18 protein-coding genes are annotated in these 16,205 nt (G+C 37.2%); 7 read left to right on the forward strand and 11 right to left on the reverse strand.

Annotation, left to right across the window (positions count from 1 at the left end; translation table 11 throughout):
- The first annotated feature begins 80 nt into the window (after positions 1 to 80).
- From WG904_RS08620 to WG904_RS08635, 4 genes are all read left to right on the forward strand, one after another.
- On the forward strand, positions 81 to 1,418 hold the full coding sequence (locus tag WG904_RS08620; RefSeq protein WP_339578904.1) for an APC family permease: 1,338 nt from the start codon (positions 81 to 83) through the stop codon (positions 1,416 to 1,418).
- Positions 1,418 to 2,578 (forward strand): trans-sulfuration enzyme family protein, encoded by a 1,161-nt coding sequence (locus WG904_RS08625; protein ID WP_339578905.1) that lies wholly within the window; start codon positions 1,418 to 1,420, stop codon positions 2,576 to 2,578. Before WG904_RS08620 ends, WG904_RS08625 begins: the two co-directional genes overlap by 1 nt.
- On the forward strand, positions 2,565 to 3,905 hold the full coding sequence (locus WG904_RS08630) for an MFS transporter (protein WP_339578906.1): 1,341 nt from the start codon (positions 2,565 to 2,567) through the stop codon (positions 3,903 to 3,905). Before WG904_RS08625 ends, WG904_RS08630 begins: the two co-directional genes overlap by 14 nt.
- Positions 3,906 to 4,048: 143 nt before the next feature.
- Positions 4,049 to 5,404, forward strand: coding sequence for a DEAD/DEAH box helicase (locus WG904_RS08635; RefSeq protein WP_339578907.1), 1,356 nt, complete (start codon positions 4,049 to 4,051; stop codon positions 5,402 to 5,404).
- A gap of 85 nt (positions 5,405 to 5,489) precedes the next feature.
- Here the strand turns inward: WG904_RS08635 and WG904_RS08640 are convergent, their stop codons facing one another.
- The 9 genes from WG904_RS08640 to WG904_RS08680 all read right to left on the reverse strand — a co-directional run bounded on the left by WG904_RS08640 (position 5,490) and on the right by WG904_RS08680 (position 13,127).
- On the reverse strand, positions 5,490 to 6,731 hold the full coding sequence (locus WG904_RS08640) for a class I SAM-dependent methyltransferase (RefSeq protein WP_339578908.1): 1,242 nt from the start codon (positions 6,729 to 6,731) through the stop codon (positions 5,490 to 5,492).
- Between the two features lie 13 nt (positions 6,732 to 6,744).
- On the reverse strand, positions 6,745 to 7,575 hold the full coding sequence (locus tag WG904_RS08645; protein WP_339578909.1) for a DUF1365 domain-containing protein: 831 nt from the start codon (positions 7,573 to 7,575) through the stop codon (positions 6,745 to 6,747).
- On the reverse strand, positions 7,560 to 8,792 hold the full coding sequence (locus tag WG904_RS08650; RefSeq protein WP_339578910.1) for an NAD(P)/FAD-dependent oxidoreductase: 1,233 nt from the start codon (positions 8,790 to 8,792) through the stop codon (positions 7,560 to 7,562). Before WG904_RS08650 ends, WG904_RS08645 begins: the two co-directional genes overlap by 16 nt.
- Positions 8,780 to 9,814 (reverse strand): SAM-dependent methyltransferase, encoded by a 1,035-nt coding sequence (locus WG904_RS08655; RefSeq protein WP_339578911.1) that lies wholly within the window; start codon positions 9,812 to 9,814, stop codon positions 8,780 to 8,782. The genes WG904_RS08650 and WG904_RS08655 overlap by 13 nt, the downstream gene beginning before the upstream one ends.
- 68 nt (positions 9,815 to 9,882) lie before the next feature.
- Positions 9,883 to 10,683 carry a DUF1295 domain-containing protein gene (locus tag WG904_RS08660; RefSeq protein WP_339578912.1) on the reverse strand — a complete coding sequence of 267 codons (801 nt, stop codon included), beginning with the start codon at positions 10,681 to 10,683 and terminating at the stop codon, positions 9,883 to 9,885.
- Complete coding sequence (locus tag WG904_RS08665) at positions 10,673 to 11,005, reverse strand: DUF1475 family protein (RefSeq protein WP_339578913.1); 333 nt, start codon at positions 11,003 to 11,005, stop codon at positions 10,673 to 10,675. The genes WG904_RS08660 and WG904_RS08665 overlap by 11 nt, the downstream gene beginning before the upstream one ends.
- Positions 11,006 to 11,015: 10 nt before the next feature.
- The gene (locus WG904_RS08670; RefSeq protein ID WP_339578914.1) at positions 11,016 to 11,744 is read right to left on the reverse strand and encodes an acyl-CoA desaturase; all 729 of its coding nucleotides are present in this window, start codon (positions 11,742 to 11,744) and stop codon (positions 11,016 to 11,018) included.
- A 69-nt stretch (positions 11,745 to 11,813) separates the two neighbouring features.
- On the reverse strand, positions 11,814 to 12,311 hold the full coding sequence (locus WG904_RS08675; protein WP_339578915.1) for a cupin domain-containing protein: 498 nt from the start codon (positions 12,309 to 12,311) through the stop codon (positions 11,814 to 11,816).
- 261 nt (positions 12,312 to 12,572) lie between these two features.
- The gene (locus WG904_RS08680; protein WP_339578916.1) at positions 12,573 to 13,127 is read right to left on the reverse strand and encodes a hypothetical protein; all 555 of its coding nucleotides are present in this window, start codon (positions 13,125 to 13,127) and stop codon (positions 12,573 to 12,575) included.
- A 472-nt stretch (positions 13,128 to 13,599) separates the two neighbouring features.
- On the opposite strand from WG904_RS08680, the gene WG904_RS08685 reads away from it, so the two are divergent.
- From WG904_RS08685 to WG904_RS08695, 3 genes are all read left to right on the forward strand, one after another.
- Entirely contained in the window at positions 13,600 to 14,040 is a 441-nt protein-coding gene (locus tag WG904_RS08685) for an Hsp20/alpha crystallin family protein (RefSeq protein ID WP_339578917.1), read from the forward strand.
- Between the two features lie 133 nt (positions 14,041 to 14,173).
- Positions 14,174 to 14,386 (forward strand): YgaP family membrane protein, encoded by a 213-nt coding sequence (locus WG904_RS08690; RefSeq protein ID WP_339578918.1) that lies wholly within the window; start codon positions 14,174 to 14,176, stop codon positions 14,384 to 14,386.
- A gap of 44 nt (positions 14,387 to 14,430) precedes the next feature.
- Positions 14,431 to 14,886 carry an OsmC family protein gene (locus tag WG904_RS08695; RefSeq protein WP_339578919.1) on the forward strand — a complete coding sequence of 152 codons (456 nt, stop codon included), beginning with the start codon at positions 14,431 to 14,433 and terminating at the stop codon, positions 14,884 to 14,886.
- A gap of 241 nt (positions 14,887 to 15,127) precedes the next feature.
- Here WG904_RS08695 and WG904_RS08700 read toward each other — a convergent pair whose 3' ends face one another.
- Entirely contained in the window at positions 15,128 to 15,622 is a 495-nt protein-coding gene (locus WG904_RS08700; protein ID WP_339578920.1) for a YeeE/YedE family protein, read from the reverse strand.
- Between the two features lie 8 nt (positions 15,623 to 15,630).
- Complete coding sequence (locus WG904_RS08705) at positions 15,631 to 16,194, reverse strand: YeeE/YedE family protein (RefSeq protein WP_339578921.1); 564 nt, start codon at positions 16,192 to 16,194, stop codon at positions 15,631 to 15,633.
- Positions 16,195 to 16,205 lie beyond the last annotated feature (11 nt).

Below are 16,205 nucleotides of genomic sequence, written 5' to 3' on the forward strand. Positions count from 1 at the left end.
CTAAGTAAGCATAGACTCAAGACTGTGGGCTTTGGACTCTAGACTAAAATCGCTATCTTCCAAAATCAATTTAAAGCCTCATGCAAGAAAAAAAACAACTCTCCCTCTTCGATCTTTCTATGATTGTTGTAAGCCTGGTAATAGGGATGGGAATTTTCAGAAATCCAGCCTCTGTAGCCGCAACTTCTGGCGATAGTAGCATCTTTTTTTGGGTATGGATTGCAGGTGGAATTATTGCCCTTTGTGGCGCCTTAACTTATGCCGAAATTGGCTTAAGACTTCCAGCAACTGGTGGATATTATAAAGTTTTTGCTCATTGCTATCATCCTGCCATAGGTTTTTCGGTAAATGCAATTATTTTAATTAGTAATGCCGCTTCTTTAGCTGTAGTTGGCCTAATTGGAGCAGACTATGTGAGCGATCTTTTATTTGGCAAACCCAGCGGTGCATTTTTTAACACCACCATTGCCATTGTGGCGGTGGGTATTTTTTTCTTTGTTAATTTATTGGGTTTAAAAACAAGCAGTAGAACACAAAATGTTTTAATTATTATTAAGGTTGGACTGGTTTTATTGTTAATAGCGAGCATTTTTAAAGGTGTAGTGGTAGAGCCACACGGCTATGAGCAAGGTTCTCCGCTCTACTCACTTTCGAATAGAAGCGCACTATCGCTGTTTGTTGTGTCTATGATACCCGTTTGTTTCGCTTATGGAGGATACCAGCAGTCGATAAATTTTGGCGCTGAGGTTAAACGCACGACCATAATTCCGAAAGGTATTTTTATCGGGATTGTTATCGTGGTTTCGCTTTACTTATTAATTAATGTGGCATACATCGATGTTATCGGATTCGACAAAATGAAAAATGCTTCGGCTATTGGCGCGCTACTTTGTGAAGCTTGGTTTGGCCCATTTGGCGCAAAAGTATTCGACGCCTTGATGTTTTTATCAGTTTTAGCCTATGTAAATATCTTATTAATGAGCAACCCTAGGGTAATGTATGCGATGAGTATCGATAAAGTATTTCCTAAAATATTTTCGTATACCAGTCCGAAAACAGGAGCATTGGTAGCGGGGCTGGCCACTTTTTCCTTGATTACAATAATTATTACCTTTTTTGGCAAAGGTGTTGATAATATTCTGAACTTTACCATGTTTTTAGATAGCATAGGCATGAGTACCTCGGCCGCAACATTATTCATTCTACGCAAACGAATGCAAGGTGCAGATATGGCAAATGGGTTATGGAATAAATTTACACCGCTACTTGCCGCATTTTTTGTATTCAGTTACTTTATGATTGCAATAGGTGTGGTGATAAAAGATGTACATGCTGCCTTTACAGGAACTGGATTATTAGCCCTATTTTTATTATTATACTACATTTTTTATGCTAAAAAAACGAATTCAATAAGCTAATGAACCTATCGTACATCCTAACTGAACTTGGGGAAGAGCGTGAGAATTATTTCAATGCTATTGCCCCCCCTATTATCCAAACCAGTAATTTCAAGTTCAATACCGTTGCCGATTTTAGAGCAGCATTGGCGGATGAATATCAGGGAAATTTGTATTCTCGTGGATTTAATCCAACTGTTGATATTTTAAGAAAAAAATTAGCAGCACTAGATGGAGCTGAAGATGCATTGGTTTTTAGCAGTGGAATTGCAGCCATTACCGTTCCAATTTTAGCGCTTTTAGAAAGTGGCGATGAAGTAGTTTGTGTAGAAAACCCATACAGCTGGACCATAAAACTATTTAAGAATTTTTTGCCGAAATTTGGGATAACTACAACATTTATCGACGGAACGGATATCAATCAGTTTGAGGCGGTGATAACGAGCAAAACAAAATTGATTTACCTCGAGTCGCCAAATACGTTTAGTTTTGATGTACAAGATTTAGCCGCCATTTCTGCTATTGCCAAAACTAAGGGAATTTTAACATTGATTGATAATAGTTATTGCTCTCCACTCTATCAACAACCAATCGCTTATGGAATTGATTTGGTAGCCCAATCGGCCACGAAATATTTAGCAGGCCATAGCGATGTAGTCGCAGGCGTGTTAACAGGTAAAAAAGAAATACTCGAAAATATCTTCAATAATGAATACTTGAATATTGGAGCAGCATTGGCTCCGCAAAATGCGTGGCTATTGCTTCGTGGTTTACGAACCTTAGAAATTAGGCTCGAAAAAATAAGCGATACGGCAGACAAGGTAATTGCCTATTTAAATCAACATCCTAAAGTAGCGAGCGTTTTACATCCATTTAACGTTGAGAACAAGGATTTAGCATTAGCCCGTAAGCAAATGAAAAAGTGCGGAGGTTTGTTTAGTATCGTATTAAAAGATGCTCTGCTAGAACAGATCGAAGCCTTTTGCAACAGTTTAGAACATATCCTAATGGCCGTTTCTTGGGGAGGCTACGAAAGCTTGATTATTCCAGCATGTGCTGGACTGAGCAAAGCAGAATTTGACCCAACCAATAAACGCCATACGTTAATTCGTATTTATGTTGGCTTAGAAGATCCCGATTATTTAATTGCAGATTTAGCACAAGCATTTGATAAATTATAAAACACTTCCTTTCAAAAAGCAACTTGCCTATTCAGCAGGAATGATGGGCTGGAGCATTATGACCAATATTATTATTGTGATGCTTCCCTATTTTTATCTTCCTCCAAGCAATTCAGGCTTATCGCCTTTAGTGCCACAGGTATTGGTTTTTGGAGCATTTAATATTCTATCGCTCATTGCTGCTTCAGGACGACTTTTCGATGCTGCTTACGATCCCTTTATTGCATCGGTTAGCGACGGAAGCACGAACTCAAAAGGTAGGCGTTTTCCAATTATGAAATGGGCAATTTTACCAGCAGTTATTTTTTGCTCCCTCGTTTTTTACCCTTTAGTTAAAGGTGAAAGCATGAGCAATGCATGGTGGTTAACTTTTGTGCTCGGAGGATTTTTTATATCTGCAACTACTTATATTATTCCCTACAATGCCTTGTTAGCAGAATTAACACATACACCTGAAGAAAAAGTAAAACTCTCGACTTTTCAACAAGTTGGATTTGTTTTTGGAATGATTTTGGGAGCATTGAGCAATAATTTCGCCGATTTAATTCAAACCTCTTTTAATATTACTGAAAGATTTGAAGCCTTGCAGTTTACCATTTTAGGGTTGAGCATTTTTTCTGGATTGGTAATGATGCTACCTATTTTATGTATTCGTGAAAAAGAGTATGTACAGAGCAAACCCACTCATATTCCTTTGTGGCCCGCCATCCAGAATACATTTAGAAATTCGAATTTCAAATATTACCTCATTTCCGACTTCGCGTATTATACCGCCTTAAGCATTATTTCTAGTGGGTTGCTATTTTTTGTAACTGTTTTACTGGGTTTACCCGACTCGGATGGGGGGAAGTTTATGGGAATTATGGTGGTCCTCTCCTTGCTTTTCTATCCCTTTATTAACATTGGCTCTCAAAAATTTGGCAAGAAAGCACTGGTTTTGCTGGCATTTGCAATTCTAAGTTTAATTTTTGTGACCATTTTCTTTTTAGGAAAACTTCCTTTCAGCCCTACAAATCAAATGTATATCTTGGTTATCTGTGCTTCTTTTCCTTTAGCAGCCCTGGGTATCTTACCGAATGCAATTTTAGCAGACATCGCACAAAAAGACACATTCGAAACCGGCGAAAACCATGAAGGCATGTTCTTCGCTGTTAAATACCTTTTTGTTAAACTCGGACAAACTTTGGGCATTGCTATTTTTGCTATGCTTACTGTTTATGGAAAAGACCCTGGAAATGATTATGGGTTAAGGTTAAATGGGGTTGTTGGTTTTGTGTTGTGCATTTTGGCCTTGATATTTTTTGCTAGGTTTAAAGAGAAGAAATAATTCACCAATTGGTTAATCTGCTAATTAAATCGTATCTTTGTGCCGAAGCAGAATTTCTTTATCATTTAAAGCAACTCGCAAGTTAGTCCTTCCAGCAATGATTGTTCTAGCTTCTTCGATATTATACACTTAAAAAATATACTTTGTTATTTTCAGAATTAAACCTCATAGCTCCTATTTTAAAGGCGCTTGAAACCGAAGGTTATACACAACCTACACCAATACAGGAACAATCTATACCCTCTATTTTACAAAAACGCGACCTACTAGGATGCGCACAAACAGGAACGGGAAAAACCGCAGCATTTGCAATTCCAATGCTACAATTATTAAATCAACCTTACGTAAACACAAAAGGCCCTAAACCCATTAAGGCCTTAATTTTAACGCCAACGCGTGAATTGGCTATCCAAATTGAAGAAAGTTTTAAAGCCTATGGCCGAAATTTACCGCTTAAACATTTGGTAATCTTCGGTGGCGTTGGGCAGAAGTCTCAAACCGATGCGTTGCATCGCGGCATTGATATTTTGGTGGCTACACCAGGTCGTTTATTAGACTTAATGAACCAAGGATTTGTTAACCTGCGCGATATTGAGATCTTCGTATTAGATGAAGCAGATCGTATGTTGGATATGGGATTTATCCACGATGTTAAAAAAATTATCGCCAAGCTACCTGCTAAGCGACAAACGTTGTTTTTCTCAGCTACCATGCCTAGCGAAATTCAAAAATTGTCGAGCACTATATTAACCAACCCCGTAAAAGTTGAAGTTACACCGGTTTCATCAACAGCCGAAAAAATACAGCAAGCTGTTTATTTTGTAGAAAAGCAGGATAAAAGAGGCTTATTAGCTCATTTATTAAAAGATAAAAGTATCGAAACGGTTTTGGTATTTACGCGCACCAAACATGGCGCCGATAAAGTGGTGAAAGATTTAATAAAAATTAATGTACGTGCCGAAGCTATTCACGGTAATAAATCGCAGAATGCCCGTCAGCGTGCCTTAACTAATTTTAAAGCCCGTACTACCCGGGTTTTAGTGGCAACCGATATTGCTGCGCGTGGAATCGATGTAGATGAGCTTGCGCACGTAATTAACTATGAGTTACCAAATATTCCCGAAACTTACGTTCACCGAATTGGCAGAACCGGAAGAGCAGGTTTAAGTGGCATTGCCTATTCATTTTGCGATGGTGAAGAGAAAGAATTTTTAGATGATATAGAGAAATTAATTGGCATTAAAATTCCTGTTAACGAGGATCATCCATTTGCCATGAGCTGGCAGAGTTTATTATCAGCTGCTGCTGATGCAAAAGGAAAAGGAAAGAAAAAATCGAACCAACGTGAGCCTCGCGAACGTGAACCAAATTTAAGTGGTGCGAAAAAGAAACCATATCATGGCGGTGGAAAACCAAACCACACGGGTAGCACTGCAAGTGCAAACGCTGGAGGTGGAAACAGAAGATTTAGCGGTGGTGGGAACCGAAGGAGGGATTAATTAAATCGTCATTGCGAGGCACGAAGCAATCTCCTTACCAGTATTGTTCTTTAAGATTGCTTCGTGCCTCGCAATAACGAAATGTCTATCTTTCCACATTATTTGGCCTTACATACACCATCTGCATTACATTAATGTTCCGCATTTCGAACGCCGCTTCGCAATAATTCAAGTAATAATTCCATTTACGGATAAAGCGGTCATCGAAACCTAAAGATTTTACCTCAATTAATTTTTGGTTAAAATTTTCAAACCATAACTTTAAGGTTTTCGCATAATCAAGACCTAAGTCTTTTAAATCTACCATTGTTAAATCGCTGGTATTATTTATCGCCCTATTTAATTGTGCTATGGAGGGCAATAAAGAACCTGGGAAGATATATTTCTGTATCCAATCTACTCCTTTTCGCAATTGTTCGTATCGGCTATCTGGACTAGTGATCACTTGAAAAGCCAATATCCCATTAGGTTTTAACACAGCTGCACATTTTGCAAAATAAGTTTCTAGATAGTTATGGCCTACTGCTTCGAGCATCTCTACCGACACAATCTTATCAAATTTACCTTCAATATTGCGGTAATCTTTAATAATAATTTCGACTTGTTGAGATAAACCTTCAGCTTCTACTCGCTGTTGAGCCAATTTCTGCTGCTCCTTAGAAATAGTAACCGAAGTAACTTTGCAACCATAATTTTTCGCCATATAAATCGCATTGGCTCCCCAACCACTTCCAATTTCGAGTACATGATCAGTAGCTTTTAAATGCAACTGCTCACATAAACGCTTATATTTTTCGCCTTGTGCAGCAGCCAAAGATAAATCTGGAGATTTAAAATAGGCAGCTGAATAGGTCATGGATGGATCTAAAAATGTTGCAAAAAAATCATTATTCAAATCGTAATGTTCTGCTATATTTTTCTGAGAACCAGTTATACTATTCGACCTACCATTGTGATAAATTCGATTAAACCACTTGAAAAGATTTAACCCTATATTTTTAATCTTACTGCCCGATACAGAAGGTGCATTTTCGATGTTTAAGATTATCCATTTTATAACGTTGGTGAGATTGTCTGTTTCCCATAAACCATCTACATAAGCTTCGCCAAAACCAATATCGCCATACAGCACTATACATTTAAAAAAGCGATTATCTTTAATTACTAAATTTGCCTTGAAAGTTGAATTTTTTTCTCCGATTTCTAAAAACTCCCCATTAGGAAGACTTAAACTTAAAAAGCCCTTATTCATTTTATGTAATGCCGAAAGTACTGCACGCTCATAAAAGCCAGACCTATGTGTAGTTATCGAGAGGGAAGAAGACATTTTAATTTTATACTTAAGGTTTATAGCGTTTATATACGTCTTTTTGTAAATGTTGGTTTGCAGCTTTTGGATGATAAACAATTTTTTTAACCCATAGTTTAAAGGCTTGCCAATAGATCAGCCCCATTACTCGCAAAGGAATTAAGGGCATAGAAAAAAAATACCTTAGCATATTTCTATTCGTTAAGGATTTGCTTTCCCCAGTTAGCGTACTTATAAAAAAACGATTCCCATCTTTGTCGTAATCATCAATCTTAATATCCAATTTTTCTGTCGGAATTGCAAGATTAAAATCAAAAAAAGCATCTAAATCGATAAATGGCGATACATAGAAATCTTTCTGAACACGCTGCTTAAAACTTTCGCCATGTAACACTTCCCTGTCGAAAAAGAATAATTTCATTTCGCGATACGTATTGCTAATTTCTGCAATTGCACATAATGGTTCGTTATTTTCATCAAAACAGAAGTAAAAAGAAACCGGATTAAAGTTGTATCCCAAAACAGCTAAATTGGTTAATAACATAATTTTACCATTACCCACTTCAACATTGTGAGATTTGAGATAAGCTGTGATTTGCTGTTTTACTGAGATCTGAGATTTGAGATATGAGATGTGAGAACTTTCATCCTTTGTCTCCAATTGCAGATGATCTTTATCTCTAAAGTTAAACAGATTAAATTTATTTCTGCTAAACCATCGCAAACGCTTGCTTAAGTTATCGATTTCATCTATATCGATATAGAATAAATAGATAGTATACCAAAAGGAGTGCTTCTTTGGCGCCAGCCGGTGATGCATTACCCTAGCAGTATACATGGAAGATGCTAAATTTTTGCGCATAATTCAACCGCACTTTTATACGCATCCTCATGAAACCCATATTTAAAATAACTGCCGCAATAATAAACAGGGCCTTTTTCGTTCAACTTATACAACTCTTGTTGTGCTTGCATAGCTGGCACATCAAATAAAGGATGTTCATACTCAATTTCTCTAATCACTTTTCTTTTATCTAAGGTAGCTGATGGATTGATGGATACAAAATAATCGACCTTTTTTGATACCCCTTGTAATTTATTCATCCAATAAATGGTGCTTGGTGCTTTATCCTCTACCCTATAATTCCAACTACTCCACGCTAATTTTTTCTTGGGCATTTGACCTTTGTCGGTATGCAACACTGCTTTATTTGATTGATAGTTAAACTTAGACAACAATCTTTCCTCGTCAACCGTTTTATGTTTAACCATTTGATAAGTTTGATCGGCGTGACTGGCCATAATAACCTTGTCGAATTCTAGCTGATCTCCTGTCGCTGTTACTACCAACACTTTTCCACTATCCAAGCGCTCAACCGAAACGATCTTCGTATTTATGCGAATCTGATCACGAAAGGGGGCAATCAATTTTTCGCGATAGGCTTGGCTACCTGTATGCAACGTATACCATTGATGTTGGGTGTTAAGCCCTAAAAACCCATGATTTTTGAAAAATCGAATTAATGAAACGGCCGGAAAGTCTAAAATTTGATCCATGGGGGTAGACCAAACCGCTGAGCTCATCGGAATTAAGTATTTCCATACCATATCATCACTATAGCCAAATTCCTTTACATATTGGCCTAATGAATAATCAGCATACTTTGGGTCGTCTAAAATAGCTATACTCTCTTTGTTAAAACGATTAATTTGCATCAACATTTTTAAAAAGGATGGATTAAAGATGTTTCGCTTTTGGGCAAATAAATGCTTTATGCTCGAACCCGAATACTCCAACCTGCTAGGTAAATATTGCACACTAAACGACATATCGGTTTTCTTAACCGGTGCATCGATTTCAGCAAACAAAGCACATAAATTTGGATAGGTCTGGTAATTGAATACCATAAAACCCGTATCAATATAAATTGATTTCCCATCTTCTTCAACAATTACGGTGTTGGTGTGCCCGCCAACATAATCGAGCTCCTCAAAAAGTGTAATATTGTACTTTTGATGCAACAAATGCGCACAACCCATTCCCGCAATACCACTACCAATTATGGCTAAACTTTGCATTTTTCAAACAAATAATGATTTACCATCCACTCATTTCCATTATTGTAATTAAACAATTCGGCACATGCCATGTAAAATAGACGCCAATATACCCACCATTTTACAGCCTGATCTTTACCGTAGGTAGTTTCTAGGATAGGCATAATTTCTTTTTTGTGGGCATCCATATTACGCAACCATGCTTCAGAAGTTTTACCATAGTGCGTTCCATTTACCACCCAATGTTGGCTGATTTTTAAATCGTCGTTAAAGTAAAAAAATAAATGATTTGACGGCATAATGCCGCCCGTAAAGAAGTACTTGCTCATCCAATCGCTCTCATCTATTACCTCGTATTTATAAGCCAGGGTTTTATGCGTAAAGATGTGAACGAACAACTTCCCGTTAGGCTTTAAAAAAGACGCTACTTTAGCCAGTAGCAAGGTATAATTGCGCATGTGTTCGAACATTTCTACCGAAACCACTCGATCAAACGTATCAGCAATGGTAAAAGTATTCATATCGGCAGTTAAAACTGTTAAATTTTCTATGCCACGTTGCTTCGCCGTTTCGTCGATGAATATTTTTTGGGTAGTGGAATTGGAAACTACTGTAAATTTACTTTTTGGAAACTTTGCCGACATGTAGAGCGACAATGAACCCCAACCACAACCCAGCTCTAGCACATTTTGTCCGCTTTGTAAATCGGCACGCAGGCAAGTAAGTGCCAACATATCATCTTCAGAAGAATCAATGTCTGTTACACCTGGTTTCCAGTAACCGCTACTATATTTTAGATTTTTACCTAAGCAATATTGAAAAAATTTGGTGGGTAATTCATAATGTTGCTCGTTTGCATCAATTGTATTTATGGCTATTGGCGAAGATTTAAGCTCCGCTACAAGATCCATAAATTTCTGTTGCTGCAATTCTTCGTCGCCTAACGTTTCATCCTTCAAACGTTGGTTTAGTAATTTTCTAATCCCTATTCGTAATACCGAATCGGGTAGTTTATCATTTTCTATAAGTTTATCGTACCACATGTTGAGTTTGGAGTTTGGGGTTTGGAGGTGATGCTATGCGCTGAGAAGGAACTCCCAACTCAAAACCCTCAACTCCGAACATTTTTTAACCATGGAAAAAAAGCACTTGTTGTTTCTTGATATTTTTTATACGCAACTGGCTTGCTTCTCAAATTTTGTTCTTCATTATTTGGCACCCCTGTAACTTTTAAGAGCAAATATAAAATAATAGCAGGGCTGATGAGGGCCAAAATACCCCAAGGTGAGGCTAAAGCAAAAACGAAATAGCTCATCCATGCTAACCATTCAAAAAAGTAATTGGGATGCCTGCTGTAACTCCATAATCCAGTATCGCAAACTTTGCCTTTATTGTGAGGATTTTTTTTAAAGGCCGCCAATTGCTTATCGGCTATTGCCTCGCCAAAAAATGCAATCGTCCAAATACCAATTGCAACATACTCTAAAGCTGATAGTTTATCTGCCGTATTTGCAGTGATGATGAAAAACGGCAGTGCTAAAATCACATTTGAAATAGCCTGAAATTGAAAGAAGAAAAAGAAATTACGATTTGCTTGTTCACCCCATTCTTTTCGCAACTGCTGATATCGACCTTCTTCTTCCTTAATATGGCCAATTACACGCTTCCATAAATGGATTCCCAGTCGCATTTCGGCAATTAAGAACATTCCGCAAATCAGCAATTTGCGAGTTTCATTACCATCCGAAAAAAAATAAGTAATGACGGTAATTACAGGGAAATTTAACGCCCAAAAAACATCAACAACACCAGCATTTTTGATTTTTTTTGCCCATAACCATACCAAAAACATGATGGCACAACACGCAAGAAGAGAAATAAGAGCAATAAAAAAGAGTTGGTCAAGATTCATTCTTAAGGAGTTCTTCAACACCATCACCTGCATTTAGGCTGAAAAGTTTTATCAACACATAAGTACAAGTAGCAATGCTTCCTAAACATACGAATAAAATAATCCAAATGGATTTAAGAAGAACAGATTTTTCTTTATAAAACATCCAAAGGGTGATGATAAAAATATTGGCATAAAAGTCCCACAGTGTAGCGCGCATCCAAGGGATAGAAGCTAAAAAATTCCATTCTTTGAAAAGCGAACTTTCCAAGCTTGTGCTAATCACTACATACGTTACCCATATTAAGAGTACCGAGAAAATAATTTTTAATGTAGTAATCATATTTTGCGGATTATATTTTTCGAATTCTAATAATCCTCATCCAGTGTAAGGCTTTCATCACCGGATAGGTTGGATCGAATTCCCACCAATGCGAAGAAAATTTAGGGCTGTTTGGTTTTTTATGGTGATTATTTTGAAATAACTCGCCCATCATTAAAAAATCCCATGGTAACGAATTCTTGCTATGATCGTCGTTATCGTGATTTGAATAGCCATACTTGTGTCCGCACCAATTCACAATTGCACCATGTAATGGCCCCATTAAGAAATGTACCGGCAACAGCAAATACATCCACCAATATTCAGCAAAAACAATGTAAAACCCGATGTAAAATAATCCGCAACTAAGTCGCCAAAACCAAGAATCTCCAATTCTATCCACTAAAGGCCATTCTGGGTAATTCCCCCTAAATGCTGGCTCTGGTTCTATTTTGTAGCGTAAATAATTAAGGTACATGTTTTTAGTGGCAATCATCATTCCAAACACATCCTTAAAAAAGTGCGGCGAGTGTGGATCCTTTTCGGTATCGCTGTAAGCATGATGCATACGGTGCAAAATGGCATAGGCGCGAGGATTTAAAAATGAAGAGCCTTGAGATATTAATAAAATAAGATAGAAAAATCGCTCCCAAAATTTCTCCATCTTAAACATCTTATGCGAGGAGTAGCGATGTAGAAAAAAAGTCTGGCTAAATAGCGAAAGAAACCAGTGGGCTAAAAAAAAGAATAAAATAATCATGTGTGATTTATATGTGTAATAACGAAATGGAGCTTAATTTGGTTTTGCCATCTCTTTGGCAATTAAAAATTATCTACCAAAATCGTCTTGTACGCGAACAATATCGCTCTCGTCTGATGGGTTTTCGGCATCGGTATGCTGCCAAATTTCTGCCACTACACCCCAATCGTCTAATCCGATTAAACGATGACGTTCACCTTGTTGTAATTTAATTTGGTTGGTTGGAGAATAAGATTGTACTTCGCCCTCTACATCTGTTTCGCTGGTTTTAATGCCAACTGTTCCGCTAACTACCTGCCATATTTCGGCACGACGATGATGATATTGCCAAGAAAGACGCGTGTTTGGTGCTACAATTAAAATTTTCGGACTTAGTTTCCCTCCAATTTTTAAACTATCTACATCCAAACCATCGAAATACGTATCTGCGAACTGTTGTGCTTGATCTTCGTCGATTACAAAAAAGCCACCCCAAGGACGAGTTTCGTCTCGGTTTACTACATTAAAGCCTTCTATTTTTAACTGCTGAGCAACGTTATCGAATATTTCTTTCTTCTTTGTTTTCATCTGTATAAATTATTAATACTTGGCTTACTGATTTTCATTTGTATTAACGAACTCGTAAACTCGGTTTGTTTTCAATTGTGATGAAGCTATCATGAGCATATAAATTGTTATTTGTGAGTGGTATGCTCAAGATGGTTCCATAATTGCTGCAAAAGTACGGGTTACAATTGAAAAAAGCCCTTTCGGGCTTGTGTTTTTTTGATGAAAGTGCGTTGGTATGATTAGTTCAATCGCATCATTCTACTGAAAACTGTGTATTAACTACTTAATCTCAATAACAACAATATCGGTTGGAAATCCGGCCGACTGGAGCACTAATGGTAAATTAGGATTATTTAACACCCATAATTCCAGTTTCCCATCTTCACTAACCACATGGGTTGCGTCAATTTCTTTCCCATTTATTTTCATCGGATTTGCATCGGGAGTTTTTAGCTTAAATTTTATTCCACCGTAGGTAAGTGTTTTAGTTTCTGCTAATGCTTTGTAAGCTACTTTCGAAATCATACCAAAAGTTTCACTATCACTCAACTTTGTTTCACCTGTAGCGGGCTGTGTAGTTACATACATTTGGGTAGCGTTTTCCAGTGCCTTTGTACTCATCACAAAAGCCCCATCACCATACCCCTCCACTGCCCATAACATCGTAACTGGTCCGGCAATACTTTTTAAGGTTAAATCTAACGGAAATTCTTGTCCTTGAACATAGGCACTACATTTTAACGTGGTACCATCCTTAATTTCTGGTAAGGTTTTTTGTGCGAATAACGTAATGGAAAAGGTTAGGCACAGAAGCGAGAGAATAATTTTTTTCATCTGTATAAAATTTGTTTCAATGGTGATGAAGCTATCATGATTTTTCAACGGCACTATATTTTCAAATAGCGTTGAAGAGGGCTAAAGCCGCTTATTCATTTCCTTGTGAGTTTTGAAAAATCATGATGGTTTCATCTGTTTATAATTTTGTTTTTAGTGGTCAGATGTTCCTTACCATGATTAAATAATCATACCCCTGTGTGTTTAATGATTCTTTAATCATGGTCGGTTCATATTGGATAATTGGTTAGTGATAAATAAACTTATAGAAAAAATTTGGGCGACTGAAATAATTTCATCTAAAAACTGAAAAAAATTCACAAATTCTGAAAAAATTTCAGTTTTATGATCCCTTTAGGTCTTTAAATCCAATTGGCATAAGGATTGAATAAACCTAATCAGCCCTTAAAGGGTTAAAGAAAATAATTAATTTATAGTCCATTTATCATTAAATTTAAAAGGAGGAAAAACTATGACATTGGTTAAATTCAATCCACAAAACAAAAAAAATTCGGTATTACCAGGTTTTAACGACATTTTCGAAAGCGTTATGGGTGATACTTTCTTCGCTGATCGCCAGATGAACAGTCTTCCCGCAGTAAACATTCATGAAACTAACGAAGCCTATCTCATAGCGCTCGCAGCTCCAGGTTTAAAAAAGGAAGATTTCAGAGTGAGTGTTGAACGAGATACGCTAACCATTTCATCAGAACAATCGAGAGAGAAGGCTGCTGGTGAAATTGTGTATAATCGAAAAGAATTTAGCTACAGTTCATTTACCAGAGCTTTTACCCTTCCAGAAAGTGCCGATATTGATGGAATCCAAGCCAACTATTCTGATGGGATCTTAAACCTTACACTTCCTAAAAAAGAAGAGGCAAAAGCAGTCTCTAGACAAATCGAAATTCACTAACCGTTGCCGCCTTAGGGCGGCATTTTTTTTGTAATTAAATACGTATTTGATACCTATCATTTATCTACCTAATAAGCGTCATTTCTTTTTCTTAAAAACCTAACTAGATTGTACAATAAATCTAATTAAGAAAATGAAAAAAAACATGGGAACGGCTGATAAAGTAGTAAGGGTACTTGCAGCTATCGTAATTGTGGGTATGTATTTTGCCCAACTCATTTCAGGCATACTTGCAATCATACTTTTAATTCTTGCTGGTATTTTTATCATTACCAGTTTTATAAGCTTTTGTCCGCTGTATTTACCTTTCGGCATTTCTACCAAAAACAAAAAAGTTAATGATTAGCTGTCAACTCTTATAAAAATTTCAAAAAATAAAAACCCACTAATATGGAACCCCACTATTATCATGTCGATATCAACTGGAATACTGAACGAAAAGGCACCCTATCTTCGCCTGAATTATTGATCAATGGAGGTAATTGCATCGAAGTAGCTACACCTCCTGAATTTCCAAAAGGCATGCCCGGCATTTGGTCGCCAGAGCATTTGCTCACCGCAGCAGTAAATAGTTGTTTGATGACCACATTCTTGTCGATCGCAGAAAACTCAAAATTGGAATTTATAAGTTTCAGCTGTAAATCAAAAGGAAAGTTAGAACAGATAGATGGCAAATTTATGATCAGTGAAATCATCATGGAACCAACTGTTACCCTTTCAGATGAAAAAGATCGTGAAAAAACCTTAAGAATCCTGCTAAAATCTGAAGCAGCCTGCTTGATATCCAATTCAGTTAAATCAAAAATAACCATGTTTTCAAACGTTGTTATAAAAACATCAAGTTAAAAACGGGTGTAATTTTGCCGGCCTTACTACCGAAAGATATATTCACGCTGTGGTTAAAGGAAGGGGGATATTACGATTATTATACAAATTTATGTCGTTTTTAGAGCATTCCAAAAGGTTTACCTGATGCCATAACGGCTTGTGAAGGTCATCCTGTAGAGATGGCTAAGGTCGACATTAAACCAGTGGAGTTTGAACTTTGTGCATGGGAGATATGGGTGGCATTAAAGGCTCAATTAATTTAATGAGGTAATTTATCCCTTATCAAACCGTATACCCAAGTTCCTGCAATAGCACTTAAAAGTGTAACTATAATTACGGTTGCTCCGGTGCCAATTTGAGCAAAAAGAGGACCTGGGCAGGCGCCCGTAATTGCCCACCCTAAGCCAAATAGCAATCCCCCATATATTTGCCCTTTATTGAATGCTTTGTTGTGAAATTCGATGGTCTCGCCATATATGGTTTTGATCTTGAATTTCTTGATAAGCCAAACCGAAATCATGCCAACAACCACAGCGCTGCCAATTATGCCATACATGTGGAATGATTGTAAGCGGAACATTTCCTGGATACGAAACCAGCTAACTACCTCTGATTTAACGAAAACTATACCAAATAACAAACCAACAACCAGGTATTTAATATTATGATACCAACTATGTTCTAGATGACTGTCGTTTACGCACATGGCGTCTAATGAGCGCGCTTCAAAATCTGAATTATTATCGTGTTGCATATGGCTAATTAAAGAGATAAAATGTGAGGTAGAATGAAGTTGGCCATAATCAGACCTCCAATCATAAAGCTAATTGTTGCAATTAAGGAGGGCAATTGCAGATTAGAAAGGCCCATAATGGAATGTCCGCTGGTACAACCGCCAGCGTATCGAGTGCCAAAACCTACCAAAAACCCACCAAAAACCATTAGTATGAAACCTCGAAGGGTAAACAGCGATGTCCAACTCATCACATCAGCTGGTATTAAATTGTCATAATTGGTGATTCCATAACCTGATAATTCTGCTGCCAATTTTGGGTTTATTTCTATAGGATTAGGGTTCGATAAGAAATTAATGGCAACTGCGCCACCTAAAAATACCCCAAACACAAAAACCAAATTCCAAACTTCATTTTTCCAGTTATATTTAAAAAAGGGGATGCCTGCAGGGAAACACGAAGCGCAAATGTGTCTTAAAGACGAACTAATACCAAAAGATTTGTTTCCTAATATCAAAAGTGCGGGTACAGTTAATCCAATTAATGGCCCGGCTATGTACCAAGGCCAAGGTTGCTTTATAAATTCTATCATATTGTTTTGAT

The sequence above is a fragment of the Pedobacter anseongensis genome (assembly GCF_037482965.1).
Classification (GTDB): domain Bacteria; phylum Bacteroidota; class Bacteroidia; order Sphingobacteriales; family Sphingobacteriaceae; genus Pedobacter; species Pedobacter anseongensis.

Coding starts and splice junctions, on each gene's coding strand:
- WG904_RS08620 (WP_339578904.1), top strand. CDS start 81: ATGCAAGAAAAAAAACAACTCTCCCTCTTCGATCTTTCTATGATTGTT.
- WG904_RS08625 (WP_339578905.1), top strand. CDS start 1,418: ATGAACCTATCGTACATCCTAACTGAACTTGGGGAAGAGCGTGAGAAT.
- WG904_RS08640 (WP_339578908.1), bottom strand. CDS start 6,731: ATGTCTTCTTCCCTCTCGATAACTACACATAGGTCTGGCTTTTATGAG.
- WG904_RS08645 (WP_339578909.1), bottom strand. CDS start 7,575: ATGCGCAAAAATTTAGCATCTTCCATGTATACTGCTAGGGTAATGCAT.
- WG904_RS08650 (WP_339578910.1), bottom strand. CDS start 8,792: ATGCAAAGTTTAGCCATAATTGGTAGTGGTATTGCGGGAATGGGTTGT.
- WG904_RS08655 (WP_339578911.1), bottom strand. CDS start 9,814: ATGTGGTACGATAAACTTATAGAAAATGATAAACTACCCGATTCGGTA.
- WG904_RS08660 (WP_339578912.1), bottom strand. CDS start 10,683: ATGAATCTTGACCAACTCTTTTTTATTGCTCTTATTTCTCTTCTTGCG.
- WG904_RS08665 (WP_339578913.1), bottom strand. CDS start 11,005: ATGATTACTACATTAAAAATTATTTTCTCGGTACTCTTAATATGGGTA.
- WG904_RS08670 (WP_339578914.1), bottom strand. CDS start 11,744: ATGATTATTTTATTCTTTTTTTTAGCCCACTGGTTTCTTTCGCTATTT.
- WG904_RS08675 (WP_339578915.1), bottom strand. CDS start 12,311: ATGAAAACAAAGAAGAAAGAAATATTCGATAACGTTGCTCAGCAGTTA.
- WG904_RS08680 (WP_339578916.1), bottom strand. CDS start 13,127: ATGAAAAAAATTATTCTCTCGCTTCTGTGCCTAACCTTTTCCATTACG.
- WG904_RS08685 (WP_339578917.1), top strand. CDS start 13,600: ATGACATTGGTTAAATTCAATCCACAAAACAAAAAAAATTCGGTATTA.
- WG904_RS08690 (WP_339578918.1), top strand. CDS start 14,174: ATGAAAAAAAACATGGGAACGGCTGATAAAGTAGTAAGGGTACTTGCA.
- WG904_RS08695 (WP_339578919.1), top strand. CDS start 14,431: ATGGAACCCCACTATTATCATGTCGATATCAACTGGAATACTGAACGA.
- WG904_RS08700 (WP_339578920.1), bottom strand. CDS start 15,622: ATGCAACACGATAATAATTCAGATTTTGAAGCGCGCTCATTAGACGCC.
- WG904_RS08705 (WP_339578921.1), bottom strand. CDS start 16,194: ATGATAGAATTTATAAAGCAACCTTGGCCTTGGTACATAGCCGGGCCA.